At 44.3% G+C, this 22,559-nt stretch carries 10 protein-coding genes; 7 read left to right on the plus strand and 3 right to left on the minus strand.

What is annotated here, in order from left to right:
- The 5 genes from WKT20_RS04175 (at window position 1) to WKT20_RS04195 (ending at window position 12,270) form a co-directional block, all read left to right on the plus strand.
- Window positions 1-1,836: a SusD/RagB family nutrient-binding outer membrane lipoprotein gene (locus WKT20_RS04175; RefSeq protein WP_118166218.1), complete on the plus strand. Its 1,836-nt coding sequence runs from the start codon at window positions 1-3 to the stop codon at window positions 1,834-1,836.
- 150 nt (window positions 1,837-1,986) lie between these two features.
- Window positions 1,987-4,203, plus strand: coding sequence for a GH92 family glycosyl hydrolase (locus WKT20_RS04180; RefSeq protein WP_445323261.1), 2,217 nt, complete (start codon window positions 1,987-1,989; stop codon window positions 4,201-4,203).
- A gap of 27 nt (window positions 4,204-4,230) precedes the next feature.
- Complete coding sequence (locus WKT20_RS04185; RefSeq protein WP_340416896.1) at window positions 4,231-6,504, plus strand: GH92 family glycosyl hydrolase; 2,274 nt, start codon at window positions 4,231-4,233, stop codon at window positions 6,502-6,504.
- 27 nt (window positions 6,505-6,531) lie between these two features.
- A complete protein-coding gene (locus WKT20_RS04190) occupies window positions 6,532-8,757 on the plus strand; it encodes a GH92 family glycosyl hydrolase (protein WP_340416882.1) in 2,226 nt (741 codons plus the stop codon).
- Between the two features lie 165 nt (window positions 8,758-8,922).
- Entirely contained in the window at window positions 8,923-12,270 is a 3,348-nt protein-coding gene (locus tag WKT20_RS04195) for a glycoside hydrolase family 2 TIM barrel-domain containing protein (RefSeq protein WP_340416883.1), read from the plus strand.
- 549 nt (window positions 12,271-12,819) lie between these two features.
- Here WKT20_RS04195 and WKT20_RS04200 read toward each other — a convergent pair.
- Window positions 12,820-14,799, minus strand: a complete 1,980-nt coding sequence (locus WKT20_RS04200) for an alpha-L-arabinofuranosidase C-terminal domain-containing protein (protein WP_340416884.1) — start codon at window positions 14,797-14,799, stop codon at window positions 12,820-12,822.
- Window positions 14,800-14,912: 113 nt separating this feature from the next.
- Here WKT20_RS04200 and WKT20_RS04205 point away from each other — a divergent pair, with 113 nt between their 5' ends.
- On the plus strand, window positions 14,913-16,853 hold the full coding sequence (locus WKT20_RS04205; protein WP_340416885.1) for a glycoside hydrolase family 97 protein: 1,941 nt from the start codon (window positions 14,913-14,915) through the stop codon (window positions 16,851-16,853).
- 97 nt (window positions 16,854-16,950) lie between these two features.
- Window positions 16,951-18,432: a cysteine--tRNA ligase gene (gene cysS, locus WKT20_RS04210; protein ID WP_117671089.1), complete on the plus strand. Its 1,482-nt coding sequence runs from the start codon at window positions 16,951-16,953 to the stop codon at window positions 18,430-18,432.
- A 74-nt stretch (window positions 18,433-18,506) separates the two neighbouring features.
- Here cysS and WKT20_RS04215 read toward each other — a convergent pair whose 3' ends face one another.
- Entirely contained in the window at window positions 18,507-21,077 is a 2,571-nt protein-coding gene (locus tag WKT20_RS04215) for a M60 family metallopeptidase (protein ID WP_118165523.1), read from the minus strand.
- A gap of 83 nt (window positions 21,078-21,160) precedes the next feature.
- Entirely contained in the window at window positions 21,161-22,546 is a 1,386-nt protein-coding gene (locus WKT20_RS04220) for a DUF1735 domain-containing protein (RefSeq protein ID WP_118165525.1), read from the minus strand.
- Window positions 22,547-22,559: the final 13 nt, after the last annotated feature.

The following is a 22,559-nucleotide window of genomic DNA, read 5'->3' on the forward strand; positions in this document are numbered from 1 at the left end:
ATGAAATTCAATATATATAAATCTGTCGCCTTGTGTTCGTTGTTAGCACTTACAGGCTGTCATGACTTTGAAGAAATGAATACCAATCCGTATGCTCCGGTTTATGATCCTACAGTGATAGGAGGTACGGCTGACGGCATTGATATCGACTATACTTTGTCGGAAAATGCGTTAAAGAGTTTACAAGCTACAGAAAGTGCGGTAGGTGCAACTTTCTTTAACTTCATGTATGAAGGGTTATACAATGATTATCAGACTGCTACTAACCTGACACATGATGTGTATGCAGCTTATAGTGGATCAAACGGTTTTTTGAATAATGCTCCGGCTTATGCGTATAACGATGCTTGGTCAGCATCTCGTTGGCGTCATTTCTATGATGACCGTACCATCTCAGAATATAGCCAGTTGATTAAGACTTTTTGGTTCTGTAATAGAGAATATTATCACAATGTATTCCACATTACACGTATCTACTATGCTTTCTTGATGTCTGCTCAGACTGATACTTATGGAGATATTCCAATTAAGTATTATGTAAAAGGTATGATTCCTCCTGAAGAAAATGTGGAATACAGTTCACAAGAGGAAGTATATGGTTTAATATTCCAGATACTTGATCAGGCTATCACAGGTTTGCATAATCCTCCAGCTGGTGCTCAGTATAAGTTCAGTGATACGGATGACCGTGTGTACAAAGGTGATGTAAATAAATGGCTTCGTTTTGCGAATACACTACGTCTGCGTCTTGCCTTGCGTGTGTCAAATGTAAATCCAGCGTTGGCTAAGGAACAGGGTGAGAAGGCATTGACAGATCCTGCTGGCTTGATGCAGGGACAGGAAGACAATATGAAACTGATTCCTAAACGTCAGTTTGTAACCGGCGGTAATGAGAATATTTTTGCCTTGATGTACGGTTGGGGTGCCAGTGTAGTTTTGCCTAAGGAAATGGAGTGGGCATACAAGAACCAGGCGTTAAAGGATGGCATTGACTCATCGGCTGATGGTTTTGTGGCTAAGGTGTCACAAGGTGCTGAAGAAGGTACAGTAGTGGGCCTGGATAACCAGAAGTTTAATGAAAAAGAAGCAAATTGTTATCTTGACCCCCGTTGTGAAGTGTTATGGTTCCGTCCTACATCTTTGGATGATTTGAATGCGAAAGATGGTATTCATGAATCAGATAAAGAATTCGGTGGTTACCGTAATGGAGTAACAGAGGTTGGTTCTAAATATACTACAGTTTATTCTCCGATGCGTGTAGATCAGCGTACAGATGTTATGAACCGTAAGGTATGGTGGAACTTAGCTCGTGAAATTGTATGGATGGGCTATTCTGAAAGCCTCTTCCTGAAGGCTGAAGCTGCTTTGCGTGGCTGGGCTGGACTGCCTAAAACTGACGCCAAGAAATATTATGAAGAGGGTATTCGTGCTTCAATGAACTATTATGAAATTGATGCAGATGCCGAAGGTCAGCAGAAGATTGATAATTACATTAATCACTTGGCTGGTATGAAAGCTTTCACTAGCGGTTCTGACGAAGAACAGCTTGAACAGATTATTACACAGAAGTGGTTAGCTGTATATCCTAATGGTAATGAAGGTTGGGCAGAGGTACGTCGTACTGATTATCCTCGCTATTTGCTGTTGCCGCGTTATGGTAATAACTCTAACGGTGAAGTAGAAAATACGAAACTGATTAAGCGTATTAGTTATCCAAATAGTGAGTCACGTAATCCGTTGAAGCCAGATTATACTCAAGGTACAAGAGTTTGGTGGGATGTAGCTGACACGATGGATGACAGCGGCAAATGGCATACGCCGAACAACTTCAGATAATTACCTTTAATAAATGAATAAAGAAAGCCGTTTTAGCCTGTTGGTATTGGTTTGATATACATTAATATGGCTAAAACGGCTTTTTTAATCATTATTTTTCTTAACTTTAGTCACTGCGGGGTTGCAGTATCTTTTAGCTATTATAATAACATGAAAAATTCACTTTGGGCTTTTATTGGTTTGGCTGGTCTAACATGGGCTTGTTCTACTCCTGTTACTCCTGTGGAAGAAGATTTGACACAGTATGTGAATCCTTTCATTGGAACGGACTTTACCGGAAATACTTATCCGGGTGCACAAGTACCTTTTGGCATGGTCCAATTAAGTCCGGACAACGGACTTCCGGGATGGGACAGAATCGCTGGTTATTATTATCCGGACAGTACCATTGCCGGATTTAGTCATACGCATCTTTCAGGAACAGGAGCAGGCGATTTGTACGATATTTCTTTTATGCCAGTGACCCTGCCATACGTAGAGGCAGAAGCTCCTTTAGGGGTACATTCCAAGTTTTCACATGAGAAGGAAAGTGCATCAGCGGGCTATTATCAGGTCTTTTTGGATGATTATGGAATCAATGTGGAACTGACGGCAACGGAGCGTTGTGGAATTCAACGCTATACTTTCCCGGAAGCAAAGTCGGCCATTATCCTGAACCTGAAAAAGGCAATGAACTGGGATGCTACTCAGGACAGCTATGTGGAAGTTGTAGATTCTGTGACTATCCGTGGATACCGTTTTTCGGATGGTTGGGCCAGAAAGCAGAAGGTGTTCTTCCAGACCCGTTTCTCTGTTCCTTTTGAGAATGTACAAATGGATACGACTCCTATTTTGAAGGACAATCTTCCTATGGGTACTGCATACATTGCCCGGTTTGATTTCTCGACGAAAAAGGATGAGCAGATAATTGTTTCCACTGCCATTTCGGGAGTAAGTATGGAAGGTGCCGCCAAGAATCTGCAGGCAGAAATTCCGGAAAATGACTTTGAAAAGTACCGGTTGCTGGCTAAGGAAACATGGAATAAGGAATTATCAAAGATAAAGGTAGAGTCGGAGGATAAAGATGACAAGACCATGTTCTATACTGCACTTTATCACAGTATGCTTGCCCCTACTATTTATTCGGATGTAGACGGACAATATTACGGACCAGATCAGAAGATACATCAGGCAGAGAACTGGACCAATTACAGTACATTCTCTCTTTGGGATACGTTCCGTGCATCACATCCGCTGTTTACTTATACGCAGCCAGAACGGACTAATGATATGATTAAGTCATTCTTGGCATTCTATGAGCAGAACGGCCGTTTGCCGGTATGGAATTTCTATGGAAGTGAAACGGACATGATGATTGGTTACCACGCAGTACCAGTGATTGTGGATGCGTATTTGAAGGGTATCGGTGATTTTGATGCTGAAAAGGCATTGGAAGCTTGTGTCGCTACGGCGAATATTGATGAGTACAGAGGTATTGGCTTTTATAAGCAAAAGGGATACATCCCTTACAATGTCACAGACGAATATAATTCTGAAAACTGGTCATTGTCAAGAACATTGGAATATGCGTTCGATGATTTCTGTATCGCTGAAATGGCTGCCAAGATGGGACGGAAGGACATTGCGGATACTTTCTATGCCCGTTCGCAGAATTACCGTAATGTGTATAATCCGGCTACCTCTTTTATGCAGCCTAAAGATGATAAAGGTAATTTTATCAAGGACTTCCATGCTGAGGAATATACGCCACATATTTGTGAAAGCAATGCATGGCATTATTTCTGGTCTGTACAGCATGATGTGGATGGTCTTATGAGCCTGGTGGGAGGAAAGGAGCGTTTTAGAGAGAAGCTTGACAGCATGTTTACATATCACCCGACGGATGACCACGAGTTGCCTATTTTCAGTACGGGTATGATTGGACAGTATGCACACGGAAATGAGCCGAGCCATCATGTAGCCTATCTGTATAATAAGGTAAATCAGCCTTGGAAAACGCAGCAATATGTGTCGCAGATTATGGATGAACTGTATCTGAATACCCCGGCTGGTTTGTGTGGAAATGAGGATTGCGGACAGATGTCGGCATGGTATGTGTTCAGTGCCATGGGCTTTTATCCTGTAAATCCTGTTTCAGGTGAATATGAAATTGGAAAACCGAAATTTGAAAAGGTTGAATTGCAGCTGGCAAATGGTAAAGTATTTACTGTGGTTGCAAAGAATCTTGATAAGGAAAATAGGTACATACGTGCTGTGAAATTGAACGGTAAGGACTATCATCAGAGTTTTATTACGCATGAGCAGATTCTGTCGGGTGCAACATTGGAACTGGAGATGTGTAATGAGTCTGGACATATATGGTATTAATTGAAAATCTTAAACTAGGAATTTATGATGAAGAAATTAGCATTGTTAATTATGATAATGTGCTTTGCCCTTCACGGTAAGGCCACCAATTATGCAGATTATGTAAATCCGCTGATTGGTACTCAGTCTACTTATGAGTTTTCTTCCGGAAATACGTATCCGGCTATTGCACGTCCGTGGGGTATGAACTTCTGGACACCTCAGACCGGGAAGATGGGAGACGGATGGCAGTATATGTATACTGCGACTAAAATTAGAGGATTTAAGCAGACCCATCAGCCCAGCCCGTGGATTAATGACTACGGTCAGTTTTCTATTATGCCGGTGGTAGGAGAGCCGGTGTTTGATGAAAATAAACGTGCCAGCTGGTTCTCACATAAAGGTGAAGAAGCAAAGGCATATTATTATAAGGTGTATCTGGCAGAACATGATGTAGTGACAGAACTGGTTCCGACTGAACGGGCTGCCCTTTTCCGCTTTACTTTCCCTGAAAATGAGCATTCTTACGTAGTGATTGATGCGTTTGACAAGGGTTCTTATGTGAAGATTGATGCGGCAAATAACCGTATTATCGGTTATTCTACCAAAAACAGCGGTGGTGTGCCTGATAACTTCAAGAACTATTTTGTAATTGAATTTGACAAGCCTTTTACATATAAGGCTACGGTGACCGACAGCTGTATCTCTGTGGGTAAAGCTGAACAGGAGGCAAATCATGCAGGAGCTATTATCGGTTTCGCTACTCGAAAAGGTGAAAAGGTACACGCCAGAGTGGCTTCTTCTTTCATCAGTCAGGCACAGGCTTTAGAAAATCTGAAGGAGTTGGGCAATGACAGTTTTGATGTGTTGGTAGAAAAAGGTAAGACAGCCTGGAATGAAGCGTTGGGCAGAATAGAGGTTGAAGGCGGTAACCTTGACCAGTATCGTATGTTCTATTCTTGCTTGTACCGTTCGCTGTTGTTCCCTCGTAAGTTCTATGAGATAGATGCCAACGGACAGGTAGTGCATTACAGTCCTTATAACGGACAGGTACTTCCGGGATATATGTACACGGATACGGGTTTTTGGGATACATTCAGATGTCTTTTCCCCTTGTTGAATTTAGCTTATCCGTCAGTTAATAAAGAGATACAGGAAGGTCTTGTCAACACTTACAAAGAAAGTGGATTCTTCCCTGAATGGGCCAGCCCCGGACATCGCGGATGTATGGTGGGCAACAATTCTGCTTCCGTGTTAGTTGATGCTTATATGAAAGGGGTGAAAGTGGACGACCTGAAGACATTGTATGAAGGATTGCTTCATGGAACAAAGAACGTGCATCCGGAAGTATCTTCTACGGGACGTCTGGGATATGAATATTATAATAAATTAGGTTACGTGCCTTGTGATGTGAAGATACACGAGAATGCAGCCCGTACACTGGAATATGCGTATGATGACTGGTGCATCTATAAACTTGCTAAAGAGCTGAAGCGCCCGAAAAAGGAAATCAAGCTTTTTGCAGAACGTGCCATGAACTATAAGAATCTGTTTGATTCGGAAACCAAACTGATGAGAGGCAAGAAGGAGAACGGTGAATTTATGAAGCCTTTCTCTCCGTTGAAATGGGGGGATGCATTCACTGAAGGAAACAGCTGGCATTATACCTGGTCGGTATTCCATGACCCTCAGGGACTGATTGACTTGATGGGAGGAGACAAGGCTTTTGTGTCTATGCTTGATTCTGTCTTCTCTGTACCGCCTGTATTTGATGACAGCTATTATGGTTTTGTAATTCATGAGATTCGTGAGATGACTGTGATGAACATGGGTAACTATGCACATGGAAACCAGCCTATCCAGCACATGATTTATCTGTACAATTATGCCAAACAGCCGTGGAAAGCACAGTACTGGTTGCGCCAGGTGATGAACAAGATGTACACACCGACTCCGGATGGATATTGTGGTGACGAGGACAATGGACAGACTTCTGCATGGTATGTATTTACAGCATTGGGATTTTATCCGGTATGTCCGGGAAGCAATGAATATGTGGTAGGTGCTCCTTTGTTTAAGAAAGCGACTATTCATCTGGAAAATGGAAAGGACGTAACGATTGAAGCTCCGTTGAACAGTGAGGAGAATTTGTACATCAAAGAGATGAAATTGAATGGAAAATCTTATACTCATAACTATTTTTCACATGAAGATTTGATGAATGGAGCGAAAATACAAATAGAAATGAGTAACTTGCCGAACGAAAACAGAGGTATAGCTGCAGAAGATGCTCCTTACTCGTTTTCAGTGGATGAGAAATAAGAACCTTCATATATTAAATTTAAAACCATGAATAAGAAATCATTATTGTTTGTTCCGGTTTTGTCCTTGTGTCTGGCTTCTTGTGGAAGTAGCCAGAAAGGGCAGGAGATGGAAGATTTGACGCAGTTTGTAGACCCTCGTATTGGTACTGGCGGACATGGACATGTGTTTTATGGTGCCAATGTGCCTTACGGATTTATTCAGCTGGGTCCGACAAGCATTCCTCAGTCATGGGACTGGGTATCGGGGTATCATGTATCAGACTCTACGGTGATAGGATTTCCACATACACATTTGAGTGGAACCGGTATAGGCGACTTGCATGACATCAATGTAATGCCGGTAGTAGGAGAAGTGACTTATTCAAGAGGGGATGCTTCATCGTATGAAACGGGATTATGGTCTTACTCAGACCGCTCGAAAGAAGTTGTGACTCCGGGTTACTATCGTACTCACCTGTCAAGATACAATGTGGATGTAGAATTGACAGCTACTAAGCGTGTCGGTTTTCATAAATATACCTTCCTGGGAAATGAAAGTCCGGCCATTGTATTTGATATGGTAAACGGTGGCTGCTGGGATAAAACCACAGAAGCCGTGATACGGGTGGTAAACGACAGCACCGTGAGCGGTTATCGCTATTCAAAGGGATGGGCTGACGACCAGCGTGTATTTTTCCGTGCAGAATTCTCACGTAAGTTTGATAACGTAGAATTTATTGTCAACGACTCTGTGAAGGAAGGTAACATGGCAAAAGGTGCACAACTGTTTGCCAGAGTCAACTTTGCTGCGGGAAACCAAGAACCGGTGTATATGAAGGTGGCATTGTCTCCTACTTCAGAAGAAGGTGCACAACTGAATATGCAGACAGAGCTGAGTGGTTGGGACTTTGAGAAGACGATTGCAGATGCTAAGGCTGCTTGGAATAAGGAATTGAATAAGGTAAAAGTGTATACCACAGATGAGGCTTCAAAGAAGATTTTCTATACAAGTCTGTATCACACCTTGTTTGCTCCGTCTGAATTTTGTGATGTGAACGGTGATTATTATGGAGTCGATAAACAGATGCACAAAGGAGAAGGTTTTGTAAATTACACTACATTCTCACTGTGGGATACCTATCGTGCTGCACAGCCGTTGATGACAATTCTGCATCCTGAAAAGATGAGTGACATTATCAATACCATGCTTCACATCCATCAGCAGCAAGGAAAGCTTCCGGTATGGCATCTGATGGGGTGTGAAACCAACTGTATGGTAGGTAATCCGGGTGTACCGGTGGTGGCAGATGCCATTTTGAAGGACATCAAAGGATTTGATACAGAATTGGCCTTCAAGGCACTGAAAGAGTCTTCTATGTTGCCTGAACGTGGAATGGAACATCGCATTGAATACGGATTCATTCCGGCAGACAAGATGACGGAAGCTATTGCGTACGATATGGAATATGCTATTGCAGACTGGGCCGTGGCACAGGCCGCTCAGAAACTTGGCAAGCAGGAAGATTATGAATATTTCCTGAAACGTAGCAAATCATACAAGAATTATTTTGATGCTTCTACGGGCTTCATGAGAGGAAAGATGCTCGACGGTTCCTGGCGTACTCCGTTTAGTCCTTATGCATCTTCTCACAGAGAAGACGACTATTGTGAAGGAAATGCATGGCAGTACACATGGCTGGTACCTCACGATGTAGAAGGATTGGTGGAATGTTTCGGCAGTAAAGAAGCGTTTGTGAACAAACTGGATTCTTTATTCCTGGCAAACGGTGATATGGGAGAAGCTTCTTCTCCGGATATTAGCGGATTGATTGGGCAGTATGCGCATGGTAATGAACCGAGTCATCATACAGTTTACCTGTACACACTTGTAGGGCAGCCTTGGAAGACAGCCGATAGAATCAAGGAGATTCTGCATACAATGTATACAGACCAGCCGGATGGTTTGTCAGGTAATGAGGATGTAGGACAGATGTCGGCTTGGTATATCCTTTCTTCTTTCGGATTCTATCAGGTAGAACCTGCCGGTGGCAAGTTTGTATTTGGTTATCCGAACTTTGATAAGGTAGAGATAACCGTTCCTGCTGGCAAATTCGTTATAGAACGTGAAAACAAAGGCCAACAGAACAATTACATACAAGGTATTGTCCTTAATGGAACTGAATATAAGAAACCCTGGATTGAATACGCCGATATTATGAAAGGCGGCGAATTGAAGTTCCTGATGGGAGATGAGCCGGTAGTATGGTATTAAAATAAAATGTAAGTCTGACTATATATTGGGAACCCGTCATCGAGCCTGTGGCTTGGTGGCGGGCTTTCTTTTTTAAGAAAATAAAATTCATAAAGGAGTTAGGAAGAAATATGAAAATTTCTTCCTAACTTGCGCACCGGAAATAATTAACCTTAAAAAGGACAGATGGAAAAGACTCTTACTAAAGCAATCAAAACTATTTGCTGTTCATTGACGGGAGTGCTGACGATTAGTGGGACTCCTCAGCAGTTGTATGCAGAAAATGTATCCTTGCCTTATTGGAAGGATATTCAGACTGTATCAGTAAACCGGGAGGCACCGAGGTCGGCTTTTATGACTTATGCCGACAAGACTCAGGCCCTGACTGGAAAATACGAAAACAGCCCTTATTATGAGTTGTTGAATGGTACGTGGAAATTTTATTATACAGATTCGTACCTGAATCTTCCTGCAGACATTACCTCTCCGGAAGTGAGTACAGAGGGGTGGCACGATATTAAGGTGCCGGGAAACTGGGAAGTGCAAGGATTCGGTACGGCTATTTATACGAATCACGGATATGAATTTCAGCCTCGTAACCCTCAGCCTCCCTTGTTGCCGGAGAAGAATCCAGTGGGAGTGTACCGGCGTGATATTACCGTGCCTTCAGAATGGAAAGGCCGTGATATTTACCTCCATATTGCCGGAGCAAAATCAGGATGCTATGTGTATTTGAACGGAAAAGAAGTGGGTTATAATGAAGACTCCAAGAATCCGGCTGAATATCTGATAAATGATTATTTGAAGGAAGGCAATAATGTGCTGACTTTAAAAATCTTCCGTTGGAGCACGGGTTCTTATCTGGAATGTCAGGATTTCTGGCGTATCAGCGGTATAGAACGTGACGTATTCCTTTATTCGCAGCCGAAAGCTTCAGTACAGGATTTCCGGATTGTGTCTACTTTGGATGATTCGTACCGTAACGGTATTTTCCGTTTGGATATGGAGCTGAAGAATCATCGTACCAATACGGCTGGGTTGAGTATTAGATATGAATTACTCGATAATAACGGAAAGGTAGTAGCCAATGGTGAAGAAACCGTAGACGTACTTGCTGGTAAAGAAGGTACCGTATCGTTCAGCAAGGAACTGCCTGAAGTAAAAACCTGGACTTCGGAAGCACCTAACTTGTATAAACTATTGATGACTGTAAAGGAAAAAGGAAAAGTGACCGAAGTGATTCCTTACCATGTAGGATTCCGGCGCATTGAAATCAAAGAAATTGATCAGAAAGGTACTAATGGAAAGAATTACCATGTGTTGTTTATCAATGGGCAGCCTTTAAAACTGAAGGGTGTAAATATTCACGAACATAATCCGTTAACAGGGCATTATGTAGATGAGGCCCTGATGCGTAAGGACTTGGAGCTGATGAAACGGAACAATATCAATACGGTACGTTTGTGTCATTATCCGCAAGACCGCCGTTTCTATGAACTCTGTGATGAATATGGTATTTACGTGTACGATGAGGCGAACATTGAAAGTCATGGAATGTATTATGATTTGCGTAAGGGTGGAACCTTGGGAAATAATCCGGAATGGTTGAAGCCGCATCTTTACCGTGTGGAGAATATGTTTGAACGGAATAAGAACTATCCTTCGGTTACATTCTGGTCGTTAGGTAATGAGGCTGGAAACGGTTACAACTTTTATGAGGCTTATTTGTGGGTAAAACAGGCCGACAAGGGACTGATGGACCGTCCGGTAAATTATGAACGTGCTCAGTGGGAATGGAACTCTGACATGTACGTGCCGCAATATCCCAGCGCATCCTGGCTGGAATCAATAGGTCGGTTGGGAAGTGACCGTCCGGTAGTGCCTTCAGAATATGCACATGCCATGGGCAACTCTACCGGAGGCTTGTGGGACCAGTGGAAGGCTATCTATCAGTATCCTAATTTGCAGGGAGGATATATCTGGGACTGGGTAGACCAGGGTATTTTAGTGAAGGATGAAAATGGAAGAGAATATTGGGCATACGGAGGTGATTTCGGAACCAACATGCCGAGTGACGGTAACTTCTGCTGTAATGGTATCGTGAACCCGGACCGCAATCCTCATCCGGCCATGAGCGAAGTGAAATATGCGCACCAGAATGTAGCTTTTGAAGCTACAGACCTGGCAAACGGTAAGTTTAATGTACTGAACCGTTTTTATTTCACGAACCTGAAGAAATATATGATTTCGTATGAAGTGAAGGAAAATGATAAGGTGGTACGTCGTGGAAAAGTTTCACTGGATATAGCTCCTCAGGAAAAGAAAGAGTTGGCGGTGAATGTTAGTGGATTGAAAGCTAAAGTGGGTACGGAATATTTTGTGAACTTTTCAGTAACTACGTTAGAATCTGAACCGCTTGTACCGAAAGGATATGAGATAGCGCACGAACAGTTCCGCTTGCCGATAGCCCCTGCTTCACGTTCATTCTCGGTACAGGGTCCTGCTTTGCAGTGCAGTGAAAATGGCAACTTGTTGAGTGTGCAGTCTTCGCGTGTAGCTTTTGTATTTGACAAGTCGACTGGTCTGGTAACTTCTTACAAAGTGAAGGGAACAGAATATTTCCATGAGGGATTTGGTATACAGCCTAACTTCTGGCGTGCCCCGAATGACAATGACTATGGAAGCCAGATGCCTAAACGTCTGCAAATCTGGAAGCAGTCCAGCAAGAATTTTAATGTGGTAGATGCTTCATTGGCTATGGATGGAAAAGATGCGGTATTGAAGGTCAGCTATCTGTTGGCTGCAGGTAATTTGTATATTGCTACCTATCGCATTCATCCTTCAGGAGTAGTGAAAGCAAATTATACATTTACCTCTACGGAAATGGAAGCTGCGAAGACAGAAGCTTCGGAAGCTACATTGATGGCCACGTTCACTCCTGGAAACGAAGCAATCCGCAAGGAAAGTTCCAAACTGGTAGTACCGCGTATTGGTGTCCGTTTCCGTTTGCCTGCCGAAATGGAACAGGTAACTTATTTTGGTCGCGGACCGGAAGAGAATTATTGCGACCGGAATAATGGTACATTGGTAGGTGAATATCAGGCGACAGCAGAACAAATGTATTTCCCTTATGTACGTCCACAAGAAAACGGACATCATACCGATACACGTTGGTTGATGCTGAAAAAGAAAAACGGCAAAGGACTGGCTGTGTATGCGGATGGTACATTGGAATTTAATTCACTCCGTAATTCGATAGAAGATTTTGATGGAGAAGAAGCTACCCATCGTGACTATCAGTGGGGTAATCGTGATGCAGAAGAATTGAAACATGATGTAAGTACCGCTAAGAATATCAAGCCTCGTCATACACATATCAATGATATTACTCCTCGTGATTTCGTGGAAGTGTGCTTGGATATGCGACAGATGGGTGTAGGAGGATTTGATAGCTGGGGTGCCGTGCCAGATCCTCAATATCTGATTCCTGCCAATAAGGAGTATCAATGGGGATTCACGATTGTACCGATGTAAATAATAAAGCGTTAAATGAAAATTCCGGGCTTGAAAAGACTTGTTTTCAGGCCCGGAATTTTTTTGTTCAGATAGGGACATAAAAAAAGGAGTTCCGCTGAACTCCAACCTTTTGTTAACCTTAAATCTAATACTATGAAAAACACGATGCAAAGGTACGGACTTTCTGGAGTTATGCAAGTTTTGTGTGTGTTTACATGTGTTTTATAACATAATTTGAAATTTTGGCCGTATTTGAAAGACTTATTAATAAAATTACAGTGGCAATAAGAATCGTTCTCTAAAGTACATTCATCTAAAAGTCATGTGTTTTACATGGTTCTGTAATATGTTTTTTTGTTCTTTGTTACAGAATTAATCAGAACTTTGTATGGAATTAAGTGTTAGGGAGCGCCAGAAGGCATTGACGGTTACACTGGCTATGCTATGTATAGCATGTGCTTGTTTGTTTTATCTGGGATATAGATTGTGCATGTATTATTAGTAGAGTAAAAAAAGGTGCGTCTGGATAATTCCGGGCGCACCTTTTTAGCAATAAAAGCCGATGAATTATTTGCTTTCTTTTTTAAACTTGTAGACAGCAAATGTCATGGCACCTATTTGGGTATTGAGCGTATTTCCTTCAATTGAGATGTTGCTTTCTTTAGGAGTAATAAGATTCGGGTTGTCGAGTGTATTTTCGGCATCCGGAATTTCTGTATGCAGTGTGATGCATTTTCCATCTCCTAAAGTTACCGACTTCTTCAGTCCTTTAAATTCCAGACTGATGGGTTGTGCTTTTTCAGACACGTTCGCTACTTTTACAATGTAGGTCTGTGTGTTTTCGTCCCATACGGCACTGGCGAAAAGTCCATTCTGACCTTCCTGACCACTTACCGGTTTTTTATCCATAGTCAGAGGGACTACATTTGTTCCTGCATTGTGACCATAGAGCGACTGAACATACCAGCTACAGGTGCGTACAGAACGGAGGTTGTCAAACCATATTAAGTCTGGACGCCACTGCCAGCCTTCTACGTGAGCCAGCAACGGAGCATAAGTAGCCATGTGTACTACATCTGCGTTTCTTTCTACTCCAGTCAGGAACGCTGCTTCAAGCAAAGAAGCGTGGAAGTGATTCCATTTCTTTCCTTTTCCGTGGCAGGCATATTCTCCGGCAAATACTTTCGGACCTTTACGGTCGTAATTGTCGTAACGGTTTCCTGATTTCAGGAACCAGTCTTCCGGACGATAGAAGTGTTCGTCTACCAGGTCTACTTTCAGCTTTTTCATTTCCGGCCACAAGTAATCAAAATCTTTTCCTTCAGAGTTCGGACCAGATGAACCGATAATCTTGATTTCAGGATGTGCTTTACGGAGTACTTCCACAAACAGTTTCAAACGTTCTGGATATTCAGGTCCCCATTGTTCGTTTCCGATTCCAATGAATTTCATGTTGAAAGGAGCCGGATGTCCCATATCGGCACGGAGTTTTCCCCATTTGGTATCAGTACCTCCATTGGCAAATTCAATCAGGTCGAGTGCATCCTGGATGTAGCTGTCGAGGTCGCATAGCTGAACATGTGCTTTCGGGTCATCGTTCTGATACTGGCAAGCAAGTCCGCAGTTCAGGATTGGCAGTGGCTCTGCTCCCATATCCTCTGAGAGAAGGAATAGTTCATAGAATCCCATTCCATACGTCTGGAAATAGTCAGGGTAGAAACGGTGTGGGAAGGTATAATGCCATCTGTTGCTGTTCAGCGGACGGTTTTCTACCGGTCCTACTGAATTTTTCCAGTTGTAACGGTCGCTTATTTCTGTACCTTCCACGATACATCCTCCAGGGAAGCGGAATATGCCCGGTTTAGTATCGGCTAATGCTTGTACAAGGTCTTTTCTTAATCCGTTTTCACGTCCCTTCCATGTATCGACTGGGAATAAGGATACATGTTCTAAGTCTACAGTTCCTGCTGATTGTAAGAAGATTCTCAGGTGAGCTTTTGCTTCTGTTTTTGTAGGAGTCAGTATCAGCTCATATTTTTTCCATTCTTTGGAGTTGATATCTAAAGATTGTGCGGTGATGACCTGAGTCTCATCCATGGAATCATTGTCGATAAGTTCTACTCGTATTTTCTGGTTTTCTCCTCTTGCCCATACAGTAAAACGATATTTTTCATTGGCTTTAATTCCGATGCCGAAGAATCCTTCATTTTCAATACCTGTACGTTTGTGTGCGTGGCTGGGAGCTCCAAGTCGTACGTAATGTGGATTACGTTCAAACGGGCCATCGTTTTGCAGAGTTACGTTTCCAAAGATGTTCCATCCCATAAAACTCTGTGGAAATTCAAATGAACGGTTTTTGATTAATTCTGCATAGAGTCCCCCGTCTGCTCCATAGTTAATGTCTTCAAAGAAGTGACCGTACATGGTCGGTTGAATCTCTGCTCCAATTTTGTTGGCTTGGATAATCATTTGGTTGACATTCTGTGCTTGCAAGCTGAGTCCTGCCGTTAGTGCAAGTGCAGAAAGAAAGGTTAAGTGTTTGTTCATGGGTTTTTAGTTATATAGTTATAAAGTGATTTCGCAAATATATAGAAAAAATTGTAATATTCACACTTAATTCCTATTTTTGTTCTGATTAGTAATTATCTGGAAAAATACCTATGAAAAAACAAGTACTTTTTGGCACATTGGCATTATTGGCCTCTCAGGCATTTGCCCAGCAGGCAGCAGTTACCGGCCCTGATTCTCGTTTGAAACTCGATTTTCAGTTGCAGGACGGCAAGCCTGTCTATTCGGTGACCTACGATGGAAAGACCGTGCTGGAGAACTCTCCTCTCGGCTTTGTATCCAATATCGGTGACTTCAGCCGTCAGATGAGTTTTGTCGGCCAGCAGGCGGACAAGGTGGAAAAGACGTACACGCAGGACCGTATCAAGTGTTCTACGGTGAATTATTCTGCCAACAAGCTGACTGTAACCCTTGAAAATGCGGAGAAGAAGAAACTGGACATCGTGTTCCAGTTGAGTAATAACGACATTGCCTTCCGCTACGAGATGCCCCAGTATGGCGAAACGGCCTGTATGGTCATTGAAAAGGAAGCGACCGGTTTTGACTTTCCTTCTGCCACTACCACGTTCCTTTCTCCGCAGAGTGACCCGATGATTGGTTGGATGCGTACCAAACCGAGCTACGAAGAGGAATATGTGCCGGATGAACCGGTGGCTACCCCTTCCAAATACGGTGAAGGCTATACTTTCCCGGCTCTGTTCCATGTGGGCGACAACTGGGCGCTGGTATCGGAGACAGGTGTGCGCAGCCTGTATTGTGCTTCCCACCTGAGCGATGCGACCAAAGACGGCCTTTACAGCATTGCTTTCCCGAATCCGGGCGAGATGAACGGTCTGGGTTCTTCTACTCCGGGACTGGCCCTTCCGGGTGTTACTCCGTGGCGTACGATTACGGTGGGCAGCGGACTGAAGCCGATAGTGGAGACTACCGTCCCGTTTGATGTGGTGGAACCGCTGTATGAGCCATCACAGGAATACAAGTTCGGCCGTTCTACCTGGAGCTGGATTATGTGGCAGGACCCTAGCATCAACTACGATGACCAGATTCGTTTCATTGACCTGGCCAGTGAAATGGGTTATGAATATACGCTGATTGACGGAGGCTGGGAAAAGAACATCGGTCGCGACCGCATGGAAGAGCTGTTCAAGTACGCTCACCAGAAGAACGTGGATGTATTCGTGTGGTACAACTCCAACGGTTACTGGAACGACGCTCCGCAGGATGCCAAGCAGTGCATGAGCAACTCGGTAGCCCGCAAGAAAGAGATGAAATGGTTGCAGAAGTGCGGTGTGAAGGGACTGAAGGTGGATTTCTTTGGCAGTGACAAGCAGCAGATGATGGGCTTGTACGAAGACATCCTGACCGATGCCAACGAATACGGCCTGATGATAATCTTCCATGGCTGTACGATTCCTCGCGGTTGGGAACGCATGTATCCGAACTATGTGGGTAGTGAGGCGGTACTTGCTTCTGAGAACCTGATATTCAACCAGCACTTCGATGACATGGAGGCTTACAATGCCTGCCTGCATCCGTTTATCCGCAATACCATCGGTTGTATGGAATTTGGCGGTACACTGCTGAACAAGCGTCACAACCGTACGAATGACGGAGGTACCATCCGCAAGACGACGGACGTATTCCAGCTGGCTACGGCAGTGCTATATCAGAACCCGATTCAGAACTTTGCGCTGGCTCCGAACAACCTGACAGATGCACCGGCACTGGCTATCGATTTTATGAAGCAGGTACCTACTACGTGGGATGAAACGGTGTTCCTTGATGGTTATCCGGGCAAATACTGTGTGCTGGCCCGTCGCCATGGCGACCGCTGGTATGTAGTGGGTGTAAATGCGCAGAAAGAACCATTGAAACTAAGCCTGAACCTGCCGATGTGGGAGAAAGGCGAAACGGTTTCCTATTATCTGGACGACAAGAAACGTCAGCTGCAGCTGGAGGAACTGAAAATCAAGAATCCGGCAGAGGTGAAAGTCGTAATTCAGCCGGAGGGAGGTATTATTCTGACAAAATAATTTGAGGAGTTTTCAAAAGAGAAAAAGCGTGATTTTTTAGTGGAAATCACGCTTTTCTCTTTTTAATTTATAACTTTGCATCCTAACTCATTGAATTATGGAGAATAATCAACTTTTTATTTACAATACACTGACCCGCAAGAAGGAACTGTTCGTGCCTTTGCATGCTCCTCATGTGGGCATGTATGTGTGTGGTCCTACCGTATACGGTGACGGACATCTGGGACATGCGCGTCCTGCCATTACGTTTGATATTGTGTTCCGCTACCTGACTCATTTGGGCTACAAGGTACGTTATGTACGTAACATTACTGATGTGGGCCATCTGGAGCATGATGCAGACGATGGTGAAGACAAGATTGCCAAGAAAGCACGTCTGGAACAGCTGGAGCCGATGGAAGTGGTGCAGTATTATCTGTTGCGTTACCACAAGGCAATGGAAGCATTGAACGTGTTGCCGCCCAGCATCGAACCGCATGCATCCGGACACATCATCGAGCAGATTAAGCTGGTGGAAGAGATTCTGAAAAACGGATATGCATACGAAAGCAAGGGTTCTGTGTATTTCGATGTAGCGAAGTACAACAAAGATCATCACTATGGTGTGTTGTCAGGACGTAACCTGGATGATGTGCTGAATACGACCCGTGAACTCGACGGACAGGATGAAAAGCACAATCCGGCCGACTTTGCTTTGTGGAAATGTGCGCAGCCAGAACACATCATGCGCTGGCCGTCACCATGGAGTAACGGCTTTCCGGGCTGGCATTGCGAGTGTACCGCTATGGGACGCAAATATTTAGGTGAAACTTTTGATATTCACGGAGGAGGAATGGACCTGGTGTTCCCGCATCATGAATGTGAAATTGCACAGGCTGTGGCTTCAGAAGGTCATCAGATGGTACGTTACTGGATGCACAATAACATGATTACTATCAACGGACAGAAGATGGGTAAGTCATTGGGTAACTTTATCACCCTGGATGAGTTCTTTACAGGCTCTAACAAGTTGCTGACACAGGCTTATTCACCGATGACCATCCGTTTCTTTATCCTTCAGGCACACTATCGTAGTACAGTGGACTTCAGTAACGAAGCGCTGCAGGCTGCTGAAAAGGGCTTGGAACGTCTGTTGGAAGGTGTGAAGAATCTGGATCGCATCACTCCGGCGAAAGCTACTTCAGGCATCGAACCGAAAGGCCTGCGTGAGAAATGCTACGAGGCTATGAACGACGATTTGAATACACCGATTGTTATTTCTCATCTGTTTGATGCAACCCGTATGATTAATACGGTAATTGACAAGAAGGCTACCATCAGCGCCGAAGATCTGGAAGAACTGAAGAGTGTGTTCCATCTGTTCGTGTTCGATATTCTTGGTCTGAAAGCGGAAGCTGAAAACAATGCAGCACGTGAAGAAGCTTACGGAAAGGTGGTTGACATGCTGTTGGAACAGCGTATGCAGGCTAAGGCCAACAAAGACTGGGCTACAAGCGATAAGATTCGTGACAACCTGGCTGCTTTGGGATTTGAAGTGAAAGACACCAAGGATGGTTTCACTTGGAAATTAAACAAGTAATCGAATAGTGATTCTTATAAAAAAGGAAGGGGTACCGGTTGTTCCGGCACCCCTTTTCTTGTAGTATATCTGTGTTATTTTTTCACAGGAATTTCAATGCGTTTCCCGTCTGCCTGTACGGCGTAAAGTTTGGCATTTCCCAGTTCCACTCCTGCTGGGATATCATAGCTGAACATGTTGAAGAAGTATACCAGTTCTCCTTCTGCACTGTTTTTACGTAATTCAAATGCTACGGCATTTTCTCCATTCTCAACGGTATATTTCCGTCCGGAAACTGTATAGGATATGTTCGGACTGACGGCTTTTACCTCTCCTTCAAACTGTGTGTAATATCCGGTGTCCGAAGGTTTCGTGTCGAGTCCGGTATCTCCCGCCTTACGGTCTTCAATATACTGGAAAGCATGTTTGGGTTTCGGGAATTTTTTCATGAAAGTCTTGGCTTCCTGAATCATTTCTTCCGTTACCTTATATTTCCAGGTACCGTACTGTTCAATCGTGTCTTCTCCTGGGATAAAGAAACCCCATAAATCGAAGAAGTCAGTCAAATCTTCTCCGGCAGCTTCACTGGCTTTCATGGCAAATTTGAGTTGTGCACCTCCTGGGTCACTCTCGGTAATCCGGTCTTCACGCAGCAATTTGAATAATGTCTGCCAGAACTTAGGATTGTGTCCGCAACGATGGTAGTAATTCCACAGCTGCCAGTTCATGCGCATGTGTATTTCTGTGTCTTCTCCCTGATGGGTGGCATCTCCCATATTATACCACGCTTTTTTGCGTACGAAACGGGAATCTGCCAAATCATTCAGTTCACTTCCTCTGGAGCAATATTTCCCCAGTTTGTACAGAATGTAGTTAGAGAACAGATTGTTCGATGATTCCGTACTGCCCGGCCAGTTGATAGCAGCCTGATGGATGTGGCCTATTTCATGTGCGGGGCCCCAGGCATTGTCCTTGTTGGCCATTACATTTTCTTTCAGCAGGATATTGTTCAGGTAGGTGTATACGAAGCCGATGCAATAGTCTGTAGCCCACATGTAACTTCCTTCCGGCGAGATGGCAAAAATATGGTTGTTGACTTGTGAAGGACGTACATCTTCAATACCCATCAGCTCTTGTTCCCATCCGATAATGTCATCCCATAAGTTGATGGCCGATAGTATCTGGTTGGGCACAAACTCCTGCATCTTGGCTGTGTGGAAATAGAACATGATACGTTCGCCACGTACGCAGAAATATTTATGCGTTGCTTTTTTCAGTAATTCCGCATATTTCTCATCGGTCTTATGTTCTTTCAGGTCGAAGAATCCGGTGACTTTTCCGCTTCCCATTGGGATATGGATTTTAACGGGCTGGGCATCGGGAGAGGTCAGGTCGGTGTTGTACATCACAAACAGTTGGCCTTCTTTGCGCATGGTCAGTTTGTTGATGCCCGGAGATAAGAAATACACTTCACCGCTCACGTTGGTCTGTTTATATTCTTCTCCGCTTTCCCAGATGCTTTGTAGCGATATTTGCTGTCCGTGAGTGTCGCCTACCAGTACGATGATTTCATCTCCTTGCTGAACCGAGATGCCAGTCGGGTTGTCCAGGTTACTGTATTTCTTGGTCATTAATTTAGTAGCCCATTCTTCCGGAATACTATAAGGAGCATATTCCCGGATACGGAATTCCTTTTCGTGTGGGTCGTACGTATTATTCTGTAATGCTTTGGCCAGACGGACAAAATAATCGGGAAGCGCATTGATTTGTTCGTCGGTAACTCCTTCTTTCAGCGCACTGCAAGTAACGTCACTGAAGACGGTGAGCAAGGTATTTTCCAATGTGTTTTCCTGATTATAGCGGTAGAACTCCATTTCATCGCAGCTTACGAAGTTGCCTGCACCCGATTTCACTTCAAACTTGATACCGGTTACTTTTTGGGTAGTCTTGAAAGAAATCTTTGAAGGAGCATTCTGCATACGGAAATTGTATGTGCCATATTTTGTCCAGTTGGAATGTCCTTCATCTGTAGCAATCAGCAGGTCGAGTTCCCCAAAATTTCCATTTCCGGCACGAGTGTAATAAATCAGGTAGTCAATATCGGCACCTCCCTGGAAATAATACTCCAGTGTGACCGGGAAATTGGCCGACTGTCCCCAAACTGAATGATAAGGGTTGGCCCCATCAGCCGAGAATTTGCCATCCCAGGTATTTTCAATACCTTGTCCTGGCTGGAATTCGCTGGCTTTTCCTCCAGAAGGCTGCACTTTGATGTCTTCGCTGAGGACGATATCGGACGAGCCATATTGGGTCACGTTGAGGATATAGTTCTGTACGGGAGACAGAAGCTTGACCACCGCTGTTCTACGCTCCCCAGAGGTGTTGGCCGTAGCAGAAATTTTGAGGCTTGCTCCCTGCGAAGCATCTTCTTGGGTAGACAGGAAAAGCCAGTTGGCTTCACTTTCGGCTTTCCAGTCGTTCAGTGACAGATTGGTTTTGATAAGGATGATTTTATTTTCCGGAGTACTTCCGAATTCCTGGTTCATGTCTGCCTCCTCAATGGAAAAGATACGGTCTTTGAGATTTTCTTTCTCTTTACATCCCGAGGAAGAAAGTATCAGGAGCAACAGCATCGTGAAAGACGCGAAAAATAATTTCTTTTTCATGGTGATAAGGGTTGGGGTAGTTAAAAGAGGAAGGAGTATAGGTTGGTTCTCCTTCCTCTTTCTTTGAGTGAATGTGTAAAGAATTAATTACCGTACAGTGTGAGCTCTCCCAAGTTGAACCAAGAGCCTCCTCCACTGGTCATGGAGCCTGCGGTACTTGTCAGCACGGCGAAACGGAAATGAGAGAATGGGTTGGCTGCATGATAGATAGGAGAGGAATACTGCTGGTTTGCACCTGTAGGAAGTCCGCTTTTAATCTCTCCCAGTTCAGTCCAGTCATTACCGTCTACGCTGGTAAACAGCTTGATGTGGGTCGGGGCCGCATTTCCGTTTTCAAAGCGGGTCCAGTAGTCCAGCTTGATGGATTGGATAGGAGCAGTCAGTGTCACATCAATGTAGTTGCCGTAAGTGGCATTTGTCACTGGTGTACCCCAGTTGGAGTGGAAATGCAGGCCGGCTCCGAGTCCGTCAATCAGACCGGTAAGTCCTGTTCCGTCGCCGTCGGCAATGGAGTTGGTCTTAAACTGGTCTGCCTTCAGCACCAGCTTGTCTGGAGAGTAAGAAACTCCCAACAGGACGGTTTTCTGAGAGGCTTTGATTTCCATGCCTTCCACGTTAGGATTGGAAATGGTAAGAGGAAGGATATATTCTCCCATTTGCATGGCATCCCGGTTGAAAGTGACTTCCATGGTGGCGGTAGTGGCCGCTTCGGCAAAAGTTACCACGCCATTGTCGGGCAGGGTGTATGCGTTTGCCGGAAGTTGCTGGTAACGGTTGCCGTTCTGTGCATTGTATTTCTGGAAAGCCTCTATCGCTTCATCGTTGCAAGTGACGCTGCATTTCAATCCCCAAGCGTTTGGAGTGGGCAGGGCCAGTTCCACCGTATGGGTCTGTTTGGCTTCTCCCTTGGAAGTGAACTGGACGGCACTTACGAATCCGGCACTGGTCAGTTCGAGTGAAGGAGCCTTGATGTCAGGGGCAATGATGAGCAGGCTGTCGTGTACGGAAGCTCCGTTTCCGTGGAGCAGCAAGGGCAAGGCATATTTCTGTCCGTGATTGCTCTCCTGCAGTTTCGAGATTTCTCTTGTTTTCAGCACAACGTTTATTATTTTGTAGCGTTCCTGTGCGGAAAATTGCAGTTCCTCATTGGGAAGTGAATAATATTCTGCAGGCAGATAAGCATATTTCAGCGCGTTGTTGGTGCAATAGGCCTGGAAAGCTTCTGCGGCCATCGGGACAAGTGTTCCGTTGGCGGGTACATCCCCCTTGCTTCCGGTTTTCATGATGGAAACCGGAGTGGTTCCTTCTGCCTCGGTAGTATATAATTCTGTGTTACGGATGCCTGCATCCTTGATGTTCAATACGCAATGGTATTGCGCAGGGAACAGTTCGTCATATTTTTCGCAGCTGGATAGGGCCAATGTGCCTCCTAAGACACATGCAGCCCCAAATATATGGTGTAATTTCATATTAGATACTTAT

The sequence above is a fragment of the Phocaeicola sp. ICN-14070 genome (genome assembly GCF_037892625.1).
Classification (GTDB): Bacteria; Bacteroidota; Bacteroidia; order Bacteroidales; family Bacteroidaceae; genus Phocaeicola; species Phocaeicola plebeius.